This is a genomic window from Dactylosporangium sp. NPDC000521 (genome assembly GCF_042898305.1).
Classification (GTDB): Bacteria; Actinomycetota; Actinomycetes; order Mycobacteriales; family Micromonosporaceae; genus Dactylosporangium.
In genome coordinates this window covers 66,372-87,467 of the sequence record NZ_JBIAYW010000004.1, presented here as the reverse complement: position 1 = coordinate 87,467, position 21,096 = coordinate 66,372, and the positions used below count along the sequence as shown (strand labels likewise).

Sequence of the window (21,096 nt, the reverse complement as noted above, 5' to 3'; positions counted from 1 at the left end):
GCACCGTTCAGGTCGTCACCTTGATCACCGTCCTGGTCCACTGGAGGCCGTCGCTGGAGCGGTACAGCGCCTCGGCGTCGAACGCCAGGTAGGCGCCCGGGCCGGCGGCGAGGACCCGCTTGTAGGCGGTGTGCAGCAGCGCGGTGCCGAGGCCCGGCTGCTTCGCCGGGTGGTAGGTCTGACCGCCGTCGGTGCTGGCGTACCACCGCTGCGGCGGGTCCTGCTCGGTGATCACGACGTGGGCGCCGTTCGCCGCCACATAGGCGGCGCCCTCCTGGTAGTACACCCGCGGCAACGACTGTGCGGGATGGACGCGCTGCCAGCTGCGCCCGCCGTCGCCGGTGCGGTAGACGAGCGTCTTGATCCCCGCCGTCGCCGCCGATGTCGGGCCCATGCCGGTCGTGTCCGCCGGATCGGGCAGGGGGATGATCGTGTACCCGGTGACGCCGTCGACGCTCGCCACGACCGGGTACTGGAACATGTCGGGCACCGGGACGTCGGCCTCGCCGCGGCCGAACACGTGCGTCGTCCACGTGCCGCCGCTGTCGTGGCTGACGGACACCGCGGGCCGGTGCTCGCCGCCGCGCTCCCAGCCGCTGACCCACAACCCGCCCGCCGACGGCACGGCGACGCTGTCGTGGACGTCGATGTCCGGCGGGTTCGCCAGCAGCGTCGCGCGGGCGGTGACAGGGTCGACGGCGAGCATCGTGCACAGGTCGGCGGGCCTCGTCGGCGGCGCGCAGATGATCCAGCCGCCCGCCGGCACCTTCGGCACCTGCCCGGCGACCGTCTCCACGACCTGCCAGTTCCGGCCGCCGTCCCGGCTCACCAGCGGGATGTGCAGCAGCTGCGGGCCCGTCGGGTCGGTGTTCTGCTGCTCGACGGTCTGCGCCAGCACCCCCGGCGACGGTGCGGACACGTCGCCGGCGAAGTCCGCCGACCGCACCGTCCACGTCCGGCCGCCGTCGTCGGAGCCCACCAGGTTCACCGTGCACTGCCGCTGCGCCCCTTGACCGCACGCGTTGACCTTCGCGTACAGGTGCTCGGCGTCGGCGGCGGCGATCGACACGATGGACCCGTCGCGGGTGCCGGCCGGCCACCCGTCGGCGGTCTGCGCCGGCGGGTCCGCGGGCTGCCCCCCGGACGGCGCCAGCGTCGTCGCGGCGGCGATCGCGGCCACCGCCGCGGCCGCCGCGGCGGCCGTCCACCCCGCCGCCCGCCGGCGTCGCCGCTGGAACGCCCGCATGTAGACCGTGTCGGCGGACAGCCTGCTCGGCGGCGCTGCACCGGCCGCCTCGTCGAACCGTTCCCGGATCTGGTTCATCGCAGCCCCTCCGTCAACGCGAGCTCACCGTCGGCCTCGAGCAGCTCCCGCAGCTTCGCCAGCCCGCGCGCGGCCTGGCTCTTCACCGTCCCCTGTGCGCACCCGAGCACCGCCGCGGTCGCGGCGACGTCGAGGTCCTGGTAGTACCGGCACACCAGCACGGCCCGCTGCCGCGGTGGCAACTGCCGCAGCGCGGCCGCGAACGCGATCCGCCGCGGGCTGCCTTCCGCCGCGCCGGCCGCCCCCGCCACGTCCGGCGGTTCCGCGACGCTCCGCTCCCGCCGCCGCCAGACCCGCCGCACGTCCGCCAGGTACGCGCGTACCAGACACGTCCGCACGAACCCGTCGAGCGCCTCCCGGTCGCGTACCTTGCGCCAGCTCACCGCCAGCCGCATGAACGCCGTCTGCGTCAGGTCATCAGCCCAGTGCCAGTCCCCGCACAGCAGGTACGCCGTCCTGCGCACCGCATCCCGCCGGGCCGTGAAGTACTCCCGGAACTGGCGCTGCTCGTCGCTCTCTCCGCTCGGCATCGCACCTCCCTAGCCCTAGGTGCGCCCCACCCCTGGTTTCGGTTGCACGGCACCTGCCGCCCGGCTCCCGCTCGGCTTCCGCCCGCTCCCGCCCGCTCCCGCTCGGCTCCCGCCCGCTCCCGTTCGGCTTCCGCCCGGCTGCCGCTCGGCTTCCGCCCGGCTGCCGCTCGGCTTCCGCCCGGCTTCCGCCGGTGACGGTCCGACGCATGACGCCTGCACCGTTCGGCGAGCGCCGCTGTCCGGTCCGCGACGGTCCGGCGGGTACGGCGCCTGGCTGCCGCTCCCGTACGGCGGGCGCCGCGGTCCGGCCGCTGGCTGTATGGCGCCTGACGCCCGCCCCCGTTCGGCGTGCACCGCTGTCCGGCAGGCTCCTGCTGGCCTCCCAGGACCTGAGCGACCGGCCGGGGACACCGCGTCAGGCCCTACCCCTGCTCCTGGACGCGGTGCCGGAACTCCGCGAGCGCCGACTGCACCACGCCGTTGAGCCGCTGCAGTTCCTCCTCGGTCGGCTCCCGGCGCAGGTGCACCTCGATCTTGAAGTCGCCGTCGACGATCTTCGCGTCGAACCGCTCCAGCAGGTCCTGCGGCAACCGGCGCAGCACGAACTCGCGGAACGCCTCCTCGACCGCCCCCGTCACGTCCCCGCACCCGCAGGTCCGGCCCTGCAGGACCGCGCCGAGGTGGCTCCGGCCGGCGATCGCGTCAGGATGCGCGTCCGGCAGCGCGGCGAGCCCGTGCTCCAGCGCGGTCCGGGCCTGCGCCAGCCGCTCCTGATGCTGCAGGAAGATCCCGAGGGCGACGCCGGCCCGGCCGAGGATCTCGAAGTCCGCGCCACGCTGCGCCTGGGCCACCGCGTCGGTGAGGCACCGCTCCGCCTCCTCCGTCCGGCCCGCGTCGCTCAGCGCCAGCCCCCAGTTGCGCAGCGCCAGACTGGTCAGCTCCGGCCGGTCGATCCGCAGCGCCCGCCGGTGCGCCGCCTCGTACGTGCGCAGCGCACCGTCCCGGTCACCGGCATCGCCGTACGCGAGGGCGAGACCGAGCTCCGCCGTGAGGGCGTCCGCGGCGTGCCCCTGCCGGTCGTGGGACGCGAGGACCCGGCGGATCGCGTCGACCCGCCCGGCCTGGTCGCCCAGGTCACGGCCGGTGTTCGCGAGCGTGGTGAGGACGTTGAGCGTCACGGGATGGTCCGGGCCGAGCCGGGCCTCCACGGCGGCGGCGAGCACGGTGATGACGGCCCGGTGCGCGGCCGGCTCGGCGAGCCCCTGCCGCAGCAGCACGGCCGACGCCATCGCCTCGACGACCCCGTCGGGCAGCTGGTCCAGCCCCGGGAACAGCGGCTCGCCGGTCCCACCGGCGTGCACGATCTCCGCGCGGAGCGCGAGCGCCGACGCGACCTGATCGTGCCCGTTGCTCCACAGGTTGCGCACCGTCTCCTCGATCACGTCCCGCGCCTGCCGGACGTTGCCGCGCTGCAGCAGCACGTCCGCCAGCGGCTCGAGGCCGAACGCGTACCCGGCGTGGTCCCGCCCGTAGAACGCCTGCCGCCCCTCCGCCCCACGGCGCAGCTCGGCCTCGGCGTCCTCGAGCCTGCCGGTCATGCGCAGCGCGAGGCCGAGGTTCATCCGGTACGTGAGGTGATCCTTGCGGTCCACCGCGGGCACCGCGATCGCCTCCCGGTAGCAGGCGATGGCCCGGTCCGGCTGGTCGCAGTTGAGCAGGATGTTGCCCAGGTCGCACTGCGCCGCCGCCCACGCGGCACTGCCGTGCCCGTGCCGGACGGTGACCGCCCGCAGCTCACGCACCATCACTTCCTCGGCCTCGACGAACCGCCCTTCATGCATGAGCGAGACGGCCACGTCGATCGGTGCGGCGGATGCAGTCACGGCGCGGAAGTCTATCCGCCTCCGAGGCATGGCCTTATGGCTACATGATGATAGAGTGGACACCGTGAATGTGCAGCGACAGGTCCCGGCCATGTACCACCAGATCGCCGACCTCCTCCGCGACGAGATCACCCACGACACCCGTCCCGCCGGGCAGCCGCTGCCCACCGAACGCGAGCTCTGCGACCGGTACGACGTCAGCCTCACCACCGTCCGCCGTGCCATTGCCATCCTGCGCGAGGAAGGCCTCGTCACCTCCCGCCGCGGCGCCGCCTCGATCGTCCGCGAACGCCCCGCCCGCCGCATCGTGGTGATGGGCCGCGGCAGCAGGCTCACCTGCCGCATGCCCACCACCGCCGAACGCTTCACCCTGGGCATCGACCGCGGCGTCCCCCTCGTCGAGGTCCGCGACCGGCTCGGCCAGGTCGAGGTGTTCCTCGCCGACCAGGTCGAGGTCCTCAGCCCGGAAGGTCTCGCCACCGCCACCACCAAGGTCATGGACGTCGCCTGACCGGACCACTCGCCGATTCCCCCACGACCATCACCCGTCGCACCCTCCCTCACCTTGCTCGACACTCAGCCCGCCGAACACCCGGTAGATGCCACACCATCGCCGCTGCACGACGCTTGATCCCGATGCCGGGGACCTCGCAAACCCGCATCGCTAGTCAGCCGTCACCGTTCGACCGGCACCGCAACGGATTCCCGCCCCTGCCCGCTCCGCAGGGTGCGTCAGGCCGGCACCGCGCTCTCCGCGACCGCCGATCCGCGGGCACAGCCCGACACCCAAGCCCTCCCTGCGCCGGGCGCGGACCTCTCGCTGCGACGCCGGCCGGCGTGACCGTTCTGCTGGCGCTACAGCGGTTCCTGCACCGGCCCGCTCCGCAGCGTGCGTAAGGTCGGCACCGCGCTCGCCGCGACCGCCAGCAGCAGGCACAGCCCGACGACCCCGCCCACCACCGTCCACGGCACGACCAGCTCCACCGGCGCACCCACCTGCTCGGCCAGCCCCGCCCTGATGCTCAGCAGCGCACCGAGCGCGACCGCGCCACCCAGCACCGCCCCGATCAGCACCACGAGCGCCGACTCCGCCGTCACGAGCCGCAGCACCTGCCGCCGCGTCGCCCCCGCCAACCGCACCGCCCGCACGTCCGCCGCCCGCCCAGCCGCCGCCATGAGCAGCGTGTTGGCGACGGCGATGGCCCCGTACCCGGCGGACACCGCGATCAGCAACACCGTGAACATCCAGACGAGCCGGTCCTCGGCGCTGTCCTGCTCCGCCGCCCACGTGCCTACGTCGATGACCAACGCACCGGACCCCGCCGGCACCTCGACCCGGTCCCGCACGAACACCGCCGACGTCAACGCCGACGGGTCATGCGCCCGCACAACCGCCCGCGGCAGGACCATGTCCCCGGGAACGGACGCATCGGTGATCACCGCAACCACCCGCAGTGTCACCACCGTCCCGTCGGCGAACATCACCGGATACACCCCCGGAACCCCACGCTGCCCGGCGCCGCCACTTGCCGCCCCCGCACCACCCGTCGGCCCCGCACGTCCGGACGGCCCCGCGCTTCCTGATGTCACCGTGCTTCCGGGCGATCTCGCGCTCGCTGATGTCGCCGTGCCACCTGACGGTCCCGCGTCACCTGACGTCCCTGTGCTACCGGATGATCCAATGCCGCCCGATGTCGACGGCACCCCCACGGACGGCACCCCACCAGACGGCACCGCGCCACCGGACGGCACCGCGCCAACGGACGGCACCGCGCCATCGGACGGCACCCCACCAGACGGCACCGCGCCACCAGACGGCCCCGCGCCAACGGACGGCACCGCGCCAACGGACGGCCCCGCAGCACCGGATGCGCCGGCCGAGCCCGTTCCAGCGATCGCACCGGACCCGGTCGCCGAGGCCGACGCGGCAGCGGACACCGTCAGCACCACCGTGTCGTCGCCGCGCAACTCCGCCAGCGAGCCGCTCACCACCTCGAGACGCCGGTTCACCGCGGCGAACGCCGCAGGATCCACCCCGAACGCGGTCCGCAACGCCCGCCCGTCACCGCCCTCGGCAGGCGGGACGAACACCGTCGTCGGCAGGATCGCCGCACCGGGCACCGCCGCGACGGTCGCGTCCGACAGGCCAGGCGCCCGGTCCGGCGCGACCACCCAGCCGGCGTCGACCCGCGCGGACCGCCCCGCCGCATACGCGCCGGTCGACGTGCGGACCATGCCCGACACCAGCACCGCGAACGAGACCGTCAGCAGCACCGGCGCCGCTGTCGAGGCCGTGCGCCGCGCCGCGGTCAGCGCACTGCCACGGACCAGCATGCCGATCGCGCCGCCCCGCGACGGCAGCGGCGAGCGCAGCAGCCGCACCACCGGACCGACGACCGCGGGCGCGAGGACAGTGACGCCGCTGACGAGGGCCATCATGCTGTACAGCGCGAACGTCGCCGAATGCTGCGCGCTGCCCGACGTCGCCGTCCCCACACCGAGCGCGGCACCGGCGGCGACCAGCAACAGCCCGGTGACCCAGCGCGCCCACCCCATCGGCCGCTGCTCGACCGCCGCCTCCCGCAGCGCCTCGAGAGGACGCACCCGGGCCGCCCGTCGCGCCGCCGACCACGCCCCGGCCAGCGCGACGACCGGCCCGGCCGTGAGCGCCACGACGAACGGCCACGCCACCAACCGCACCCGGAACGTCGCCGGCTCGAACCCCGCGTCGACGAGCGCCCATCCCAGTGGCGTTGCGGCGGCGGTACCGACGAGCATGCCGACGACAGAGCCGGCGGCGCCGACGGCGAGCGCTTCGCCCTGCACCGTCCGCCGGATCTGGCGGGGCGTGGCACCGACGGCGCGCAGCAGCCCGAACTCCCGTCGCCGCTGCGCCACCGCGAACGCGAACGTCGACGCGACCACGAACACCGTCACGAACCCGGACAGCGCCGCCACCGCGGTCAGCACCTGCATCCCGATCCACCGCATGCGCGCGTCGTCACGCGGCTCCAGCACACCCCGGTCGTCACCGGTCAGGACCCGGGCGCCGGCGCCGCTGACCGCACGGGCCGCCGCGGCGACGGCCATGCGGTCCGCGCCAGGGCGCAGCATCACGCCGATCGTGTCGACGCCCGGCGCGAGCGCCGCGGCGACCTCGTCGGTGACGTGGAAGCCGGGCGAGTCGACGGTGCCGCTCACCGTGTACGACGTGGGCCCCGCAGCGGTCAGCAACGTGACCCGGTCACCGGGCGGCAGCCCCAGCGCCCGGTCGACGACCACCTCGCCGGGACCGCGGGGCGCGGTGCCCGCCGTCAGGCGCAGCCCGCCGAGCTGGGCGCTGGCCCAGCCGTGCCCTTCGCGGGCGTCCTGCCGCCGCCCGTCGGCCGCGTACGGACGGCCGTCGACGATCGCCTGCATGTAGAACGTGCGGTCGGGGACGGCGGCCGCGACACCCGGGATCGCGGCGAGACGCCCAGCGAGCGCCGTGGCCGCGTCCGAGGACCACGGCACCGCCGGCGGGAACGAGTCGGCGGGTGCGCTGGCGTCCATGCTGCGGACGACCACGCCGGTCGCCGCGAGGCGGTCGGGGACCTGCGGCCGTCCCGACGCGAACAGCAGTGTCGCCGCGGTGACCAGGACGATGCCCACGGCGACAGCGACGAACGCGCCCGCGAACCGCCGGACGGTCCGCGTCACCGCCGTACGCCACCCGTCACCGCTGACAGGACGTGCCGCTCGCCGCCGGGTCAGCATGCCGGCCCCACGGCGCCGGCTTCGACGGCGGCCGTCCGTGCGGCGACCGTCTCGGCCGTGATCCCGCCCCGCTCGCCGCTGCCGCCCAGCTCGTCGACGATCCGCCCGTCGGCGAGGATGACCACCCGGTCCGCCCACGCCGCGGCGACCGGGTCGTGCGTCACCATCACGACCGTCTGCCCGTGCTCGTCGACGAGGGCCCGCAGCAGCCCGAGGACCTGCCGGGACGTGGCGCTGTCGAGGGCGCCGGTCGGCTCGTCGGCGAACACGACCGCCGGCCGGCTGATCAGCGCTCGGGCGAGCGCGACGCGTTGCTGCTCACCACCGGACAGCTCGCTCGGCCGATGCCTGGCACGGTCCGCCAGCCCGACGGCGGTGAGCGCGGCCGCGACGTCATTGCTTGCCGGTCGGCGGCCCGCGAGACGTTGCGGCAGCGCCACGTTCTGCGCGGCGGTCAACGTCGACACCAGGTTGAACGCCTGGAACACGAACCCGATCCGATCGCGGCGCAGGCGCGTCAGCGCGTCCTCGTCCAGGTCGTCGAGGCGGGTGCCGTCGACGGTGACCGAGCCTGACGCCGGGCGGTCCAGGCCCGCGGCGCAGTGCAGCAGCGTCGACTTGCCCGACCCGGACGGCCCCATCACGGCCGTGAACGTCCCCCGGTCGAACCCCACCGTCACACCCGCGAGGGCCGTCACCTGCCGTGTGCCGGAGCCGTACACGGCCCGCACGTCGTCGAGAAGCACTGTCGGTGTCATGCCCACGAGCCTGCCCGCGGCCGGGGCCTCGCCGCGTCCGACTCAGGTCGTTCGATTGGGTCGTACTTGAGTCGGAGACGCGGGGGGTGGAGCCCGATCCGTAGTTCTTAAGTATGACCGCGCGAGGCAGACCTGAGCATGACGCGCCCCGCCTCACCTGCCACTACCGTCGACCTCGTGAGCGAACTCCTGCTGACCCGCCGCCTGCGGCCCGTCGACCTCTACGTGGTCGACGCGGTCCTCGCCGTGGTGGTGGGTGCCGCACTGTGTGCCTATGCGGCGCTCGAGTCGCCCGAGGGACCGGGCGTCGCCGAGCCGGCATGGGTGTCGGTGCTGACCGGTCTCGTCATCGGCCTGCCGCTCGCCGCCCGCCGCCGCTTCCCGGTCGGCGTCGCCGTCACGGTCAGCCTCGCCACCGCGGCCGCGCTTGCGACCGGCGTCATCCCCAACTTCGCGGCCGCCGCGCCATCCTTCTCGCTCGCGCTGGCCTTCTACACCCTCGCCGTCGCGACCCCGCCACGATGGTCGCTGCCGGTGGCGGCCGGCTGCCTCGCCGCGGTTGACGCAGCGCTCGCCACGACCGGCGGCACCCTCTGGTCGAGCAGCTTCGCCGTCGTGTACGGGGCGGTCATGACCATGCCCGGCTGGCTCATCGGCTGGACGTTGCGGGAGCGGCGGGCGCACGCGGCGCGGCAGAGTGAGCAGGTGACCCGGCAGGCCGTCGCGGAGGAGCGGCTGCGGATCGCCCGCGAGCTGCACGACATCGTCGCCCACACGATGAGCCTGATCGTGGTCAAGGCCGCCGTCGGCAACCACGTCGCCGAGGCGAGCCCGCAGGAGGCCCGCGACGCGCTGCGGGTCATCGAGGCGACCGGCCGGGGCGCGCTCCTGGAGATGCGCCGCGTCCTGGGCATGCTGCGCGACGACACGCCGTATGCGCCGGCGCCCGGCCTGGCGGAGCTGCCCGCGTTGGCCGAGCAGGCGTCGTTCGGAGACGTCGAGGCGTGCCTGGAGGTCACCGGGACGGCACCGCAGGAGGCGGTGCCCGAGTCGGTGGGCCTCGCGGTGTACCGGATCGTCCAGGAATCCCTGACGAACACGGTGAAGCACGCGGCACCGGCCCGCTGCCGGGTGACGGTCACGATCGGCCCTGCGGACGTCCACGTGGAGGTCACGGACGACGGCCGGCGCCCGATCCGCACACACAGCACCGGCCATGGACTGATCGGCATGCGTGAGCGAGTGGGCGCTCACGGCGGCGAGTTCACCGCCGCGCCGAGGGAGGGCGGCGGGTTCGTCGTCGCGGCAAGGTTGCCGTACACACCGGTCGAGGTGCCGGCATGACCCGGCCGCGATGCTCCGCACGTGCTGGCGAGCCGGCGCGGCCCGCACGGCCGGCGACGGAACCTGGGCGGGCCGGCGAGGCGGCGCGAGTCGGTCCTGCCCTTCCGGCAGCGACGCTTGGGCGGATTGGGATGGTGGCGCGACAGGGTCGGGCGGCGGCGGGGCTCGGGCTGGTGCGGCTGGGAATGTCGGCGGTGGCACCTGGGCCGGTTGGGGTGCTGCGGCTGGGATTGCCGGCGGTGGCGCCCAGGCTCGTTGGGGTGCTGCGGCTGAGTTTGCCGGCGGTGGGGCTTGGGCGGGTTGGGGTGGCGTGGCTGGGGTTGCCGGCGGTGGGGCTTGGGCGGGTTGGGGTGGCGTGGCTGGGGTTGCCGGCGGTGGGGCTTGGGCGGGTTGGGGTGGCGTGGCCGGGGTTGCCGGCGGTGGGGCTTGGGCGGGCTGGAGCGGTGGCGGGTTCCGCGAGGGCGGGGGCATGGGCGTGCATGAGAGCGTGGAGGCGGGTCAGGTGCATGGGCTTGTCGGTGGAGGTGGTGGCGTGATCCGGGTGTTGATCGCGGATGACCAGGCGTTGCTGCGGGGGAGCTTCCGGGTCCTGGTCGACCTGAGCGGCGACTGCACGACGGTCGGCGAGGCGGGCAACGGGGTGGAGGCGGTGGCGCTGGCAGGGAAGCATCGGCCGGATGTGGTGCTGATGGACGTGCGGATGCCGTTGATGGACGGGATCGAGGCGACCCGGCGGATCTGTGCCGACCCGGTGACCGCTGAGACGCGGGTCCTGATCCTCACGACGTTCGACCTCGACGAGTACGTGTACGGGGCGCTGCGGGCTGGAGCGAGCGGGTTCCTGCTCAAGGACACGCCGCCGGGGGAACTGCTGAACGCCATCAGGGTCGTGGCGGCGGGGGACGGGCTGATCGCGCCGTCGGTGACGCGACGGCTGATCGGGGAGTTCGCGCAGCGGCCGGCCACCGTGCCGCCGGTGCACAGGCGGCTGGACGGGATCACCGGACGGGAGCGGGAGGTGCTGACGCTGATCGCGCGGGGACTGTCCAATGTGGAGATCGCCGGGCAGCTCAGTCTGAGCCTCGCCACCGTCAAGACGCACGTGAGCCGGTTACTGGCCAAGCTTGAGGTGCGGGACCGGGCGCAGCTGGTCATCGTCGCGTACGAAACGGGTCTCGTCACCGTCGCGCAATGACCGCCCCCGGCATGGTTGTCGGCACCGGCCGCAGGCGCGGCGCGGAGGTGTGGCGCCGGGCGCGGTGGCGTCGGGTGTCGGGCCGGGCTGGGGGAGTTTGGGGGCAGTGTGGCGTTGGGATGTCAGCATTGCGACTGGCGGGGTGGTGGTACTTCGGGTCGAGGGTGCCCGGGGTGTTGAGCGGAAGGGTTGCATGACAGTGGGAGTCGCAGTGCGCAGGCCTGGGACGGTGGACGCCGCGCGGTGGTCGTTGCTCGGGGTCGCGGTGCTGACGGTGGTCAGTGGGCTGCTGGGGGTGGTGTTGCTGGATGACGTGCGGCGGGCGTACATCTCGGCGTACGGCGGGATGCGCGGTGGGGACGAGGCGACCGGGGCGGCGATCGCCGGAGTGCTCGCCGCGGTGGTGATCGCGGTGGTGTGTGCGGTGCCGGCGTTGTTGCTCGGGCGGCCGCGGAACTGGGCGCGGGTCGTCGCCTGGGCGATCTGCGTGGCCGGGGCGGGCTGCCTGAGTCCTGGGCTGCTCGGGGGAGGGTCGGTGACGTCGCCGCGGCTGGTGGACCGTGGGGCGGCGTCGGATGAGATCGCGGCGGCGATGGAGGTGGCGATGCCCGGCTGGTACGGGCCGCTGACGGTCGTCCTCGCCGGGGCTTCGGTGGCCGGGGTTGCCGCTGCGGGGTTGTTACTGGCGTTGCCGGCGTCGAACGCGTACTTCCGTAGAACGCCGGCGCCCGTCAGCTAGCCGCGGTGCCGGGGCACGGCCAACAGTCGCCACAGGGGCATCGGCAGGACCCGCTGCAGAGGCAGGACCCGCTGCAGCGGAGGAGTCCCCGAAAAGGCACGGGCAGTAGTCGCCGCAGGGGCAGGAGCGGGCGAAGGAGGGGCAGGGCGGTGCCGAGCCGCAGCGCCAGGTCCCGTGCCCCGGAGACGGCAGGAGCGGTGACGGAGGGGCAGGCGCGGTGACGGTGGAGGTCAGGGCACGGCGGTGAAGAGTTCGTAGGCGATGCCGTCTGGGTCGAGGACGTAGACGCCGCGGCCGCCGGACAGATGGTTGATCTGGTGGTCGATGACGTGCGGGGCGGAGCTCCACTCGAGGCCGGTCCGTTCGGCGAACGCGAGCGCGGCGTCGAAGACGGCGTCGTCGACGAGGAACGCGTAGTGGCCCGGGCGGGCGCCGGACCGGTCGTCGAAGTCGAGGGTGAGGTCGGCGTTCACGCGTACCGGCGCGAAGGGGCCGACGGGCGGGCCGGCCTCGACGCCGAGGAGGCCGGCGAGCAGCTGCGCGGCGCGGTGGCGGTCGGCGACCGGGACGATGGTGTGGTTGAGCACGATGGTCATGACTCTCCTGAAGGACGGCCCGACGGAGGGGACGACGCGGGCGGTGCGGACGAAGACGACGAAGCCAGGCGGACCAGATAGGCTGCGAACCGGCGAGCGTCCGCCGGTGGCCAGTCGGCGACCATCCGCGCGAACGTCTGCTCCTGCCACGCCCTGGCGCCCGCGAGCAGGTCCTCGCCGGCAGGGGTCAGGTCGAGCCACGTCCGCCGGGCGTCCCGGGGCGACACGGTCTTCGTGACCAGGCCGGCGGCGACGGTCGCGGCCAGCATCCGGCTCGCGTTGGAGCGGTCCAGGCCGAGCTCGACCGCCACCGCGCCGATCTGTGCGGGCCGGCCCGCGGCGGAGATCGCCTCCAGGACCAGGATGTGCGCCACGTCGCCGCCCTCGTCGTGGGTGATGCCGGCCGCCCACCGCCGCGACCAGAACCGGACCAGCCGGAACAGTGCCGGCCCGCCACCCGCAACCATATCCGTGCGCATCGCACAGATATTACGTGCGATCCGCACACAACCGCAAGGGGGAAGCTCGATGCGTCCACAGTGGACCGAACTGCCGGAGGCCGTGAAAAGGGCGGTCGAAGCGCTGGTGGGAGGCGGAGGCCGCGTCGACGCGTGCGCGGACGGCTTCTCGCCCGGATTCGCGGTGCGGGTGACCCGTGCGGACGGGCACCGCCGGTTCGTCAAGGGGATCGACGCCGACGCCTGGCCGCACGAGGTCGACGCGTACCGGACCGAGGCGAGGATCGGCGCGGCCCTGCCGCCGGCCGTACCCGCGCCGCGGCTGCGTGGCGTGCACGACGACGGCCACTGGTGCGTGCTCGCCTTCGACGACGTCGACGGCCGGTCGCCCGGGCGGCCGTGGACGCGGCTGGACATCCACCGGGTCGTCGGCGCGATCGGTGACCTGGCGCGGACCGCCACCCCGGCACCGGTCCCGCTGCCCGCCGACCATCCGCGGCTCGGCGGGTGGTCCGACCTCGCAGCCGACCCTTCCCGAGTTTCCCGATTGCGCCGGTACGAGCCGGAGGCCGCCGCAGACCTGCGGCGCCTCGCCGGACTGGAGCGCCAGGGCCTCGGCGCGGCGCGCGGCGAGTCGCTCGTGCACGGCGACCTCTACCCGCACAACATCCTGCTGACCGGCGACCGGGTGGTGTTCGTCGACTGGCCGCACGCCCGCCGCGGCTCACCCGTCATCGACCTGGTGACGTTCCTGTCGAGCGTGGCCGCCGACGGCCTCGACCCAGAGCCGTTCCTGCCGGAGGACGCGCCGGAGACCGTCACGGCGATCCGGCCGGACGATGTCACGGCGATCCTGGCCGCGCACGCCGGATTCCTGCTCGCCGGGGGACTGGCGGAGCCGCTTCCCGGCCTCGAGAACATCACGGCGGCGAAGCTCCACCTCGGCCTGGGCGCGTTCAGATGGCTGCGCACCCGGCTGTGAGTGGAAGTTTCACCGTGCCGGCCCAGGTCCGGGTCGTACCATGGCGGCGAACCAACACCGTCGGTGGTCGCCGCCCTACGCTGCGCGGCATGTTCCCACGGATCCTGGCGGTGCTGGCAACGGTGTTCATGGCCCAGGCGGCCCAAGCGGCCCAGGCAGCGGAGGCGGCGCCACAGCGCGCCGGTGGGCAGCACGGCCGGCCGGCGAACGGGTTCTCCAAGCAGGGCCCGTGGAACACGAAACTGCCCCGGTACGTGCCGCTCGCCGCCAACTCCGCCGCGGTCGTGGAGAACATCCGCCTCGACAAGGTGAACAACTACGGCTCGTGGGCGGTGAACACCGACGAGTACTCCACGCCGATCTTCACGGTCGGCAGGGACACCCCGACGCAGCGGTGGACGTTCTCCGACTGCCTGAACCTGCCACACCTCGCGCCGGTCATCGCCGACAGCCTCGCGGCGGTGCCGACCCCCGCGGACCTGATCGCGTCGAAGGGTTCCGACGCCGCGGTGACGATCTACCAGCCGTCGACGGACACGTACTGGGACTTCTGGCGCGCCGGGCAGGACGCCGCCGGGCACTGGTCGGCGTGCTGGGGCGGGAAGATCGAGCACTACTCCCGTAACCCCGGCATCTTCACCAACCCGCTCGGCGCGACCGCGACAGGCCTGCCGATGGGCGCGTTCACGATCCGCATCGACGAGCTGCGCCGGGGCAGGATCGACCACGCCGTCAACATCGCCACCGTTCGCACCCGAAAGGACTGCGACTCGTGGCCGGCGACCCGCAACGACGGCAACACCGAGGGCGCCGACATCCCGTGCGAGGGCCAGCGGTTCCGCCTCGACCCGGCGTTCGACATCAGCGTGGTGCGCAGCCCGGCCGCCCGCACCATCGCCCGCGCCATGCAGGAGTACGGCCTGATACTGACCGACAAGGCGGGCGCGCTCGTCACGTACGCCGAGGACCCGCGCCCGTACATGGCGGCCACCGGCGGCGTCGACCCGTACTTCGCCCTCATGGACCCCGACGACATCGTCCCGGACGGCGTCGAGAAGTACCTGATCCTCGGCGACATCCCCGTCGAGCGGCTGCAGGCCCTCCCGTACGACTACGGCCGCCCCTGCTGACCGGGTTGCTGCGGCCCATCGACGATCCGTGATCATCAACCGGAAGGACGGCCTCCGCCCGGCGATGCCGCCCATGACGCGCATCAACCGCACCTGCGGGCGCATCACGACCGCGATCGTGCGTCGCAGGCGCTGCTCGTCGTAGGGCACCCACATGGTGACCCGCGCCGGCGCATCGTAGGTGATCTGTACTGGACCTGAAGTCCCGGTGAGGTCCTACGATCTTCTGCATGGCCGCCATTCAGGGAGACCGCAGAACCTTCTACCAGCTGCTGGTCAACACGCTGCTCGTGTCGGTGGTCAACTTCACGGTGTGGTTCGCGATCACGTTCTACGTGTACCTGGAGACGCGGTCGGTGTTCGCGACCGGGCTCGTGTCCGGCATCTTCCTGGTCATGACGGCCCTGACGGGGATCTGGTTCGGCAGCCTCGTCGACCACCACAGCAAGACGACGATGATGCAGGTGTCCGCGGTCGCGTCGTTCCTGCTGTACGCGGCCGCGTTCGGCGTCTACCAGACGGTGCCGCGGGAGGAGTTCAAGGACCCGGCGAGCGTGCCGCTGTGGGTGATGATCGTGCTGCTCATGTTCGGTGTCATCGCCGGCAACATCCGCACGATCGCGCTGCCGACGATGGTGACGGCGCTCATCGAGGAGGGCGACCGCGACCGGGCCAACGGGCTCGTCGGCACGACGTCCGGGGTGTCGTTCCTGGTGACGTCGGTGATCAGCGGCTTCCTGGTGGCGGTCGGCGGCATGTTCTGGGTCCTCGTCATGGCCCTGGCCGTCCTGGCCGCCGCGGTCGTGCACCTGTCGTTCCTCCGCGTGGTCCCGGCGGCGGCGACCGCCGAGGACGGCGAGGAGCCGAAGCGCAGCGTCGACCTCAAGGGCACCATGCGCGTCGTCGGCGAGGTGCCCGGCCTGACCGCGCTCATCCTGTTCTCGACGTTCAACAACTTCCTCGGCGGCGTCTACATGGCCCTCATGGACGCGTACGGGCTGTCGCTCGTCGACGTGCGGACGTGGGGCCTGCTGTGGGGCGCGCTGAGCGCCGGGCTCATCGTCGGCGGCCTGTGCGTCGCCCGGACCGGCCTCGGCAGCCGCCCGGTCCGCCTGCTGCTGCTGGTCAACGTCGTGCTGTGGACCGTCACCGTGCTGTTCCCGGCCCGGTCGTCCGTCGTCCTGCTCGGCGCGGGGATGCTCGTGTACATGCTGCTCGTCCCGTACGCGGAGGCCGCCGAGCAGACGATCCTGCAGAAGGTGGTCCCGTACGAGCGGCAGGGGCGCGTGTTCGGCTTCGCCCAGAGCGTCGAGCAGGCGGCGTCGCCGCTGACCGCGTTCCTGATCGCGCCGATCGCGCAGTTCGTGTTCATCCCGCTGATGACCGACGGCGCGGGCGCCCGCCTGATCGGCGACTGGTTCGGCACCGGAGCCGACCGCGGCCTGGCGCTCGTGTTCGTCCTGACGGGGTTCGTCGGCCTGGCCGCCAGCCTGATCGCGTTGCGCAGCCGCCCGTACCGCCGGCTCAGCCACCATTTCACGGCCGCCCCCGCACCGCGGGTGGAGAAGGTCACCGAACCCTCCTGACAAAGACCACCCGCAACGCTGGCGTTCGTACACGTGTACGAATAACGTCTACGTTGGTCGGTCGTTGGCTCTTGGAAGGGTGGTTCGCCGATGCCTCGCAAAGACCTCACCGATCTCATCCGCGCACTGCTGCGGCGCCCGGCGCAGGGCGACGGATTCGCGGTGCGCCTCGACTGGCCGGGCTATGGCCCGGTCCTCGTCTGCCATGACTTCACGCAGTTCAGCCCGGCGCTGGATCTCGCCCTGCGGCGGGCCGCCAGCACCGAGCGCTACTGGTCCCGCGGGCCGTTCAGGCCCCTCGCCGTCACGGTGGTGCCGATCGACCACGCGACGTTCCTCGCCCACCCGCGCGAGTGCCCGTCGCTGGACTGCCCGACGACCGCCACCCTGCTCGGCATCGAGGGCAAGGACCTGACGAAGCGCCCCTGAGGCCGGGCGGCCGACGAAGCGCCTCTGAGGCCGGGCGGCCGACGAAGCGCTCCTGAAGCCGGGCCGCCGAAGAAGCGCCCCTGAGGCCGGGCCGCCGACGAAGCGGCCCGGCAGCGGAGCTCCCAAGGCTCAGGACGGGCTGTCGCAGTGCCAGATCAGCAGCCGGCGGTCCCCGGTCGCGCCGGTGACGGTCCTGCCGTCGTCGCTGATCGAGCGTGCGCCGGCGCCCCGGCCGGCGGGCAGCGGCCGCACGCCCGGCGGCAGCGGCAGCCGCTTGACGGTCCCGTCGGGGGCGATCCTGACCGGTTCGCGCAGGTCGCCGCCGCCAGTGATGGACCAGCCGGTCGGGGTGCCGTCGACGATGTCGAACGGGGCGCCCGCCATCACGAACGCGGGGTCGTCCGATGACGACGGGAGGAACCAGCGGACGGGCACGACCCGGTTGCCGCCGGTGACCGCCGCCCAGCCGTAGGCGAAGGTGCCGCGCACCGCCACGACCTGGGCACCCTCGTAGCCGGGCGGCAGCGGCAGCAGCCTCGCACTGCCGTCGTGGAGCCAGCGGACCGCCACCCCGCGGACCACGCCGACGACGGTGCCGTCGTCGGACACGCCCGAGGCGTGGGAGCCGCCGGTGCCCGGCTCGCCGAACCCGGGCGGCATGGACAGCGCGACGACGGTGCCGGGGCGGTCCGCCGGCCACAGGACCGGGACGTTGTCGTCGCCGGACTCGCCCGACGCGTACCCGACGACGTCACCGCGGGCGTTCACGGCGGTCGGCGTCGTGTACGGGTACCCGGCGAGCTTCGGCAGCATCGTCTTCGCGCCGTCGTGGTAGGTCCACGCCAGCTGCTGGCTCGAGCCGACGGTGTCGTCGTAGCCGGCGATCAGCCCGTCGACGTTGACCGCCACCACCTCGCCGAAGGCGCCGGGGTAGGGCACGGCCTGCCCGTCGGTGATCCGGGAGGCGATCCCTCCGACGGAACCGACGACGTGACGGCCCGAAGGATCGACCACCGGCGTCCCGGGAGCGCCCGGGACCTGGATCGTGTCGAGCGTGCACGCCGCGAACGGTGGGTCCTGCGGCCCCTGCGCGGTGGGCGTGTCGCGGTGCGTGTCCGGTGCCGTGGCACCGAGCGCGTATGCGGTGCCGCCGGCGACGACCAGGGCGGCCGCCGCGCCGGCCAGGATCGCGCCGCGCCGGGCGGCCTGGCGGCGGCCGGTGGCGATGGCCAGCCCGATGTCGGCGGTCGTCGGCGGCACCTCGACCGCCAGCAGCAGGTCGCGGAGCTCCTCTTCTGTGGTCATCACAGTGTTCCCATCGTGTCGGCCGGAGAAGGCGCGGGTGTCAGCGCGGCCCGCAGCACGGCGAGGCCCCTGGAGGACTGGCTCTTGACGGTGCCGGTGGAGCAGCCGAGCGCCTCGGCGACCTCCTCGACCGGCCGGTCGAGCAGGAACCGCAGCACGATCACGGCGCGTTGCCGCGGCGGCAGCCCGCGCAGCGCGGCGATGAGCACGTCCCGGTCGTCGGCGGCGTCGTACGGCCGGTCGGCGCCGGCGAGCTCCTCGTCGGGGCCCGGCAGCAGGCGCACCCGTGACCACAGCCGCCGCTTCTCGTCGACGTAGGTGCGCACCAGCATCCGGTGCACGTACGCGTCGAGGTTGTCGGCGCCGCTGGCCCGCCGCCAGTGCCGGTACAGCTTCGTGATGGTGACCTGCACGATGTCGTCGGCACGGTCCTGGTCGCCGCCGCACAGGAGATATGCGGCGCGATGGAGCGCTGTCAGCCGCGCCGACACGTACGTCGTGTAGTCGGCCTCGCTGTCACTGCGCATCCGGGCTCCTCCCTGCGCACCCCCCGTCCGGCGGGGTGGGCGCCTTCACCCCGTCCGACGGGTGCGGGCACGGTGGAGGTTGAGAACGAAACGGAGTCAGTTCGCGCGCAGCGCGTCCTCCACGCCGGTCTCGTGCTGGCCGAGGTAGACGGGGTCGCGGCCGGACGCCACGTCGTAGACGACCTTGACGCAGGCCGGGTACTCGCGGCGGGCGTTGGCGCGCCACACGGAGGTGAACCTGCTGACGCTGTCGTCGCCGACCCCGGCGGCGTCCAGGCCGAGCCGGCGGCACAGCATGACCGCGCGGGGCAGGTGGAACGACTGCGTCACCACGGTCACCTGGGTGACGCCGAAGACACGCTTCGCGCGGGCGCACGTGTCGTAGGTGTCGAAGCCGGCGTAGTCGCGGACGATCTTCCGGTCGGGCACGCCATGCTCCAGTAGCCAGGCCCGCATCGCGGTGGGCTCGTCGTAGTCGTGGTGCATGTTGTCGCCGGAGACGAGCAGCACCTTGACCTTCCCGGCCTCGAACAGGCGGCGGGCGAGCTCCAGCCGCGCCGCCAGGAACGGCGAGGGCGTCCCGTCGGCGTACACCTGCGCGCCGAACACCAGCGCGACCGGCGCGACCGGCACCGTCTGCTCGGTGTACAGGTGACCGTCGGCGGACGAGCGGACCCAGACCACGCTGCCGACGATGGGCAGCAGCCCGTAGTACAGCACGACGGCGACGAGCATCGCCAGGACACGGACGGTGCGCCACTGCCACCAGCGCCGGCGCGCCGCCGCCCCGGCCGCGGGCGCCGGCTTCGAAGGCATGCCCAGAGCCTGGCACCCGCCGTCAAGCCCCGTCACGACGCGTGCGGCAGCCCGGCGCTCGCCCGCCAGTCCGCGACCCGGACCAGCATCTCCAGGTATGCGAGGAGGAACGGCCCGTGCCGGTCGCGCAGCCCGGCCGCCGTCGCCGGCCACCCGGCCGTCGGGCCGCCCGTCAGGACCCCGGCGGGCTGCCCGAGCAGCGCCGGCACGGCGACGGTCATGCCGGCGCCGACGTCCCCGGGCAGCGGCACCCGCATGCGGAGGTTGCCGTGGTGGGCCAGGACCAGGTAGCGGACGAGGTCAGGGTCGTCGACACCGTCGAGCAGCCCGCGCATCGGCCCGTCGAGCAGCAGCAGCGACCCGAACTCGTGCCGGTAGGCGACGTCGTCGCGGAACCGCAGCGGCGCGTCGATCCCCGACTTCGCCCACGGCCGGCCCGCCGTGATCCACGCCGGCTCCGGGTCGCCGGCGAGCCAGCACAGCGCGTCCTGCCAGGTCGGATGCGCCTTGCCGAGGTCGTGCGCGTAGCCGGCGGTGACGGCGGCGTGCGCCGCGCCCGGCGGCAGCACCGGGCCGAGGGCACTCAGCAACGCCCGGACCTGGTCGCGGACGTCGGCGCTGTGCTGGTCGAGCGACAGCCACCCGGTGCCCGGCCCGGTGCCCAGACTGATGCCCGGCCCGACCGGCCGCGGGACCGGGTCGACGTCGGGCGCCGGGTCCACCGGCACGCCCGGGGACGGGCCGAGGCCACCGTCGGCGGCGGCCACGAGGACCGTCTCCCCGGGCCGCAGCGGCGAGTCCGCCGTCACCTGAGCCCAGCGGCCGTCGGCGTGGTCGAACCACCACACGGCGGCCCGGCCGGCGAAGGCCCGGACTGTGCGGGACGGCACCGAGGTCCGCCACCGCTGCTCCGGCGGCCGGGCCTCCGGCGCGGGCCGTCCCGAGACGTCGGCCGGGGTCCACCGCGCCCACGCGACCTGCACGTCGAAGTCGCCCGTCTCGGAGAGGTACGGCGTCACGTCGACGTCTTCCGCCGTGTCGAACAGCGCGAGGAGATCGTCCCGCCCCAGCGTGGGCGGCGCGGCGACCGGCGCCGGCGACACGCAGGTGAGCGACAGCGGCTCGGCCGTCGGCCACGGCCCGCCCGGAGCGGCGAAGGACAGCAGCCGGAGCAGGGTGGCGGTCGCGGTGGGGGACCGGTGCGGCTCGGCGACGATCCAGTGCGCGCCGTTGGTGACGAGGGCGAAGTCGACCGGCCACATCCCCGGGAACAGGCTGTAGCCGCGGTTGAGGGCCTTGCTGGCGAGCGCGTCGGCGGCCCCGATCACCACCGCGGGCCGGTGCGGGTGCAGGCGCCACCGCCGGTCGGCCTCGCCGGCGCCGCCCATCACCACGTGGACGCTGACCTCGCCGGCCAGGTCGAGCGCGTCGAGCCACCGCCCGACGTCCTCGGCGACCGGTTCCAGCGGCGACCCGTGCGGCCACGCGAACAGGAGCCGGCGCGGCGCCGCCTCGTACAGACGCCGCCAAAGCCACACGAGCACCAGGTGCTTCGGGTCGGGCAGGGCCGGGACCGTGCCGGGCAACCCGTCGCGGGCCAGCCCGGTCAGCACCGGGTCCGGCGGGCCGCCCGTCGCACGCCGGAAGAACGCGTCAAACACCCGGCCGACCCTACCGGCATCGAATTGCGCTGCCGGTGTGCCGGCGCCGGTGCGGCACTGCGTGCCGGAGGTGGGCG

General features: G+C 73.9%; 19 protein-coding genes. 8 read left to right on the top strand and 11 right to left on the bottom strand.

Annotation, left to right across the window (positions count from 1 at the left end; translation table 11 throughout):
• Nucleotides 1–7: 7 nt before the first annotated feature.
• The 3 genes from ACFY3L_RS14520 to ACFY3L_RS14510 all read right to left on the bottom strand — a co-directional run bounded on the left by ACFY3L_RS14520 (nucleotide 8) and on the right by ACFY3L_RS14510 (nucleotide 3,737).
• The gene (locus ACFY3L_RS14520; RefSeq protein ID WP_389322815.1) at nucleotides 8–1,324 is read right to left on the bottom strand and encodes a hypothetical protein; all 1,317 of its coding nucleotides are present in this window, start codon (nucleotides 1,322–1,324) and stop codon (nucleotides 8–10) included.
• Nucleotides 1,321–1,854 carry a SigE family RNA polymerase sigma factor gene (locus ACFY3L_RS14515; protein WP_389322813.1) on the bottom strand — a complete coding sequence of 178 codons (534 nt, stop codon included), beginning with the start codon at nucleotides 1,852–1,854 and terminating at the stop codon, nucleotides 1,321–1,323. Before ACFY3L_RS14515 ends, ACFY3L_RS14520 begins: the two co-directional genes overlap by 4 nt.
• Before the next feature lie 422 nt (nucleotides 1,855–2,276).
• Complete coding sequence (locus ACFY3L_RS14510) at nucleotides 2,277–3,737, bottom strand: tetratricopeptide repeat protein (RefSeq protein ID WP_389322812.1); 1,461 nt, start codon at nucleotides 3,735–3,737, stop codon at nucleotides 2,277–2,279.
• Nucleotides 3,738–3,801: 64 nt separating this feature from the next.
• Here ACFY3L_RS14510 and ACFY3L_RS14505 point away from each other — a divergent pair, with 64 nt between their 5' ends.
• Nucleotides 3,802–4,248 (top strand): GntR family transcriptional regulator, encoded by a 447-nt coding sequence (locus ACFY3L_RS14505; RefSeq protein WP_389322811.1) that lies wholly within the window; start codon nucleotides 3,802–3,804, stop codon nucleotides 4,246–4,248.
• 344 nt (nucleotides 4,249–4,592) lie between these two features.
• Here the strand turns inward: ACFY3L_RS14505 and ACFY3L_RS14500 are convergent, their stop codons facing one another.
• Both ACFY3L_RS14500 and ACFY3L_RS14495 read right to left on the bottom strand, forming a co-directional pair.
• Entirely contained in the window at nucleotides 4,593–7,436 is a 2,844-nt protein-coding gene (locus ACFY3L_RS14500) for an FtsX-like permease family protein (RefSeq protein ID WP_389322810.1), read from the bottom strand.
• 50 nt (nucleotides 7,437–7,486) lie between these two features.
• Nucleotides 7,487–8,251 carry an ABC transporter ATP-binding protein gene (locus tag ACFY3L_RS14495; protein ID WP_389322808.1) on the bottom strand — a complete coding sequence of 255 codons (765 nt, stop codon included), beginning with the start codon at nucleotides 8,249–8,251 and terminating at the stop codon, nucleotides 7,487–7,489.
• 177 nt (nucleotides 8,252–8,428) lie between these two features.
• Here ACFY3L_RS14495 and ACFY3L_RS14490 point away from each other — a divergent pair, with 177 nt between their 5' ends.
• From ACFY3L_RS14490 to ACFY3L_RS14480, 3 genes are all read left to right on the top strand, one after another.
• Nucleotides 8,429–9,595 carry a sensor histidine kinase gene (locus tag ACFY3L_RS14490; protein WP_389322806.1) on the top strand — a complete coding sequence of 389 codons (1,167 nt, stop codon included), beginning with the start codon at nucleotides 8,429–8,431 and terminating at the stop codon, nucleotides 9,593–9,595.
• Between the two features lie 532 nt (nucleotides 9,596–10,127).
• Entirely contained in the window at nucleotides 10,128–10,790 is a 663-nt protein-coding gene (locus tag ACFY3L_RS14485; protein ID WP_389322804.1) for a response regulator, read from the top strand.
• A 211-nt stretch (nucleotides 10,791–11,001) separates the two neighbouring features.
• Entirely contained in the window at nucleotides 11,002–11,529 is a 528-nt protein-coding gene (locus tag ACFY3L_RS14480) for a hypothetical protein (RefSeq protein ID WP_389322802.1), read from the top strand.
• Between the two features lie 230 nt (nucleotides 11,530–11,759).
• On the opposite strand, the gene ACFY3L_RS14475 is transcribed toward ACFY3L_RS14480, so the two are convergent.
• Together ACFY3L_RS14475 and ACFY3L_RS14470 are read right to left on the bottom strand one after the other, a co-directional pair.
• Complete coding sequence (locus tag ACFY3L_RS14475; RefSeq protein ID WP_389322800.1) at nucleotides 11,760–12,125, bottom strand: VOC family protein; 366 nt, start codon at nucleotides 12,123–12,125, stop codon at nucleotides 11,760–11,762.
• Nucleotides 12,122–12,604 (bottom strand): MarR family winged helix-turn-helix transcriptional regulator, encoded by a 483-nt coding sequence (locus ACFY3L_RS14470; protein ID WP_389322798.1) that lies wholly within the window; start codon nucleotides 12,602–12,604, stop codon nucleotides 12,122–12,124. Before ACFY3L_RS14470 ends, ACFY3L_RS14475 begins: the two co-directional genes overlap by 4 nt.
• Nucleotides 12,605–12,653: 49 nt before the next feature.
• On the opposite strand from ACFY3L_RS14470, the gene ACFY3L_RS14465 reads away from it, so the two are divergent.
• From ACFY3L_RS14465 to ACFY3L_RS14450, 4 genes are all read left to right on the top strand, one after another.
• The gene (locus ACFY3L_RS14465) at nucleotides 12,654–13,565 is read left to right on the top strand and encodes a phosphotransferase family protein (RefSeq protein ID WP_389322796.1); all 912 of its coding nucleotides are present in this window, start codon (nucleotides 12,654–12,656) and stop codon (nucleotides 13,563–13,565) included.
• 89 nt (nucleotides 13,566–13,654) lie between these two features.
• Complete coding sequence (locus ACFY3L_RS14460; protein ID WP_389322794.1) at nucleotides 13,655–14,695, top strand: hypothetical protein; 1,041 nt, start codon at nucleotides 13,655–13,657, stop codon at nucleotides 14,693–14,695.
• A 230-nt stretch (nucleotides 14,696–14,925) separates the two neighbouring features.
• Nucleotides 14,926–16,281 (top strand): MFS transporter, encoded by a 1,356-nt coding sequence (locus tag ACFY3L_RS14455; protein WP_389322792.1) that lies wholly within the window; start codon nucleotides 14,926–14,928, stop codon nucleotides 16,279–16,281.
• A gap of 90 nt (nucleotides 16,282–16,371) precedes the next feature.
• Nucleotides 16,372–16,710, top strand: coding sequence for a hypothetical protein (locus tag ACFY3L_RS14450; protein ID WP_389322790.1), 339 nt, complete (start codon nucleotides 16,372–16,374; stop codon nucleotides 16,708–16,710).
• Nucleotides 16,711–16,839: 129 nt separating this feature from the next.
• Here ACFY3L_RS14450 and ACFY3L_RS14445 read toward each other — a convergent pair whose 3' ends face one another.
• The 4 genes from ACFY3L_RS14445 to ACFY3L_RS14430 form a co-directional block, all read right to left on the bottom strand.
• Complete coding sequence (locus ACFY3L_RS14445; protein ID WP_389322788.1) at nucleotides 16,840–18,015, bottom strand: hypothetical protein; 1,176 nt, start codon at nucleotides 18,013–18,015, stop codon at nucleotides 16,840–16,842.
• Complete coding sequence (locus ACFY3L_RS14440; protein ID WP_389322786.1) at nucleotides 18,015–18,542, bottom strand: SigE family RNA polymerase sigma factor; 528 nt, start codon at nucleotides 18,540–18,542, stop codon at nucleotides 18,015–18,017. Before ACFY3L_RS14440 ends, ACFY3L_RS14445 begins: the two co-directional genes overlap by 1 nt.
• 96 nt (nucleotides 18,543–18,638) lie before the next feature.
• Nucleotides 18,639–19,358 (bottom strand): vancomycin high temperature exclusion protein, encoded by a 720-nt coding sequence (locus ACFY3L_RS14435; RefSeq protein WP_389322784.1) that lies wholly within the window; start codon nucleotides 19,356–19,358, stop codon nucleotides 18,639–18,641.
• 32 nt (nucleotides 19,359–19,390) lie between these two features.
• Nucleotides 19,391–21,019 carry a hypothetical protein gene (locus ACFY3L_RS14430; RefSeq protein WP_389322783.1) on the bottom strand — a complete coding sequence of 543 codons (1,629 nt, stop codon included), beginning with the start codon at nucleotides 21,017–21,019 and terminating at the stop codon, nucleotides 19,391–19,393.
• Nucleotides 21,020–21,096 lie beyond the last annotated feature (77 nt).

Bases quoted from the DNA above. Each gene is read 5' to 3' on its own strand.
- ACFY3L_RS14520 (WP_389322815.1), bottom strand. From the start codon at position 1,324: ATGAACCAGATCCGGGAACGGTTCGACGAGGCGGCCGGTGCAGCGCCG.
- ACFY3L_RS14515 (WP_389322813.1), bottom strand. From the start codon at position 1,854: ATGCCGAGCGGAGAGAGCGACGAGCAGCGCCAGTTCCGGGAGTACTTC.
- ACFY3L_RS14495 (WP_389322808.1), bottom strand. From the start codon at position 8,251: ATGACACCGACAGTGCTTCTCGACGACGTGCGGGCCGTGTACGGCTCC.
- ACFY3L_RS14475 (WP_389322800.1), bottom strand. From the start codon at position 12,125: ATGACCATCGTGCTCAACCACACCATCGTCCCGGTCGCCGACCGCCAC.
- ACFY3L_RS14470 (WP_389322798.1), bottom strand. From the start codon at position 12,604: ATGCGCACGGATATGGTTGCGGGTGGCGGGCCGGCACTGTTCCGGCTG.
- ACFY3L_RS14465 (WP_389322796.1), top strand. From the start codon at position 12,654: ATGCGTCCACAGTGGACCGAACTGCCGGAGGCCGTGAAAAGGGCGGTC.
- ACFY3L_RS14460 (WP_389322794.1), top strand. From the start codon at position 13,655: ATGTTCCCACGGATCCTGGCGGTGCTGGCAACGGTGTTCATGGCCCAG.
- ACFY3L_RS14455 (WP_389322792.1), top strand. From the start codon at position 14,926: ATGGCCGCCATTCAGGGAGACCGCAGAACCTTCTACCAGCTGCTGGTC.
- ACFY3L_RS14450 (WP_389322790.1), top strand. From the start codon at position 16,372: ATGCCTCGCAAAGACCTCACCGATCTCATCCGCGCACTGCTGCGGCGC.
- ACFY3L_RS14445 (WP_389322788.1), bottom strand. From the start codon at position 18,015: ATGACCACAGAAGAGGAGCTCCGCGACCTGCTGCTGGCGGTCGAGGTG.
- ACFY3L_RS14440 (WP_389322786.1), bottom strand. From the start codon at position 18,542: ATGCGCAGTGACAGCGAGGCCGACTACACGACGTACGTGTCGGCGCGG.
- ACFY3L_RS14435 (WP_389322784.1), bottom strand. From the start codon at position 19,358: ATGCCTTCGAAGCCGGCGCCCGCGGCCGGGGCGGCGGCGCGCCGGCGC.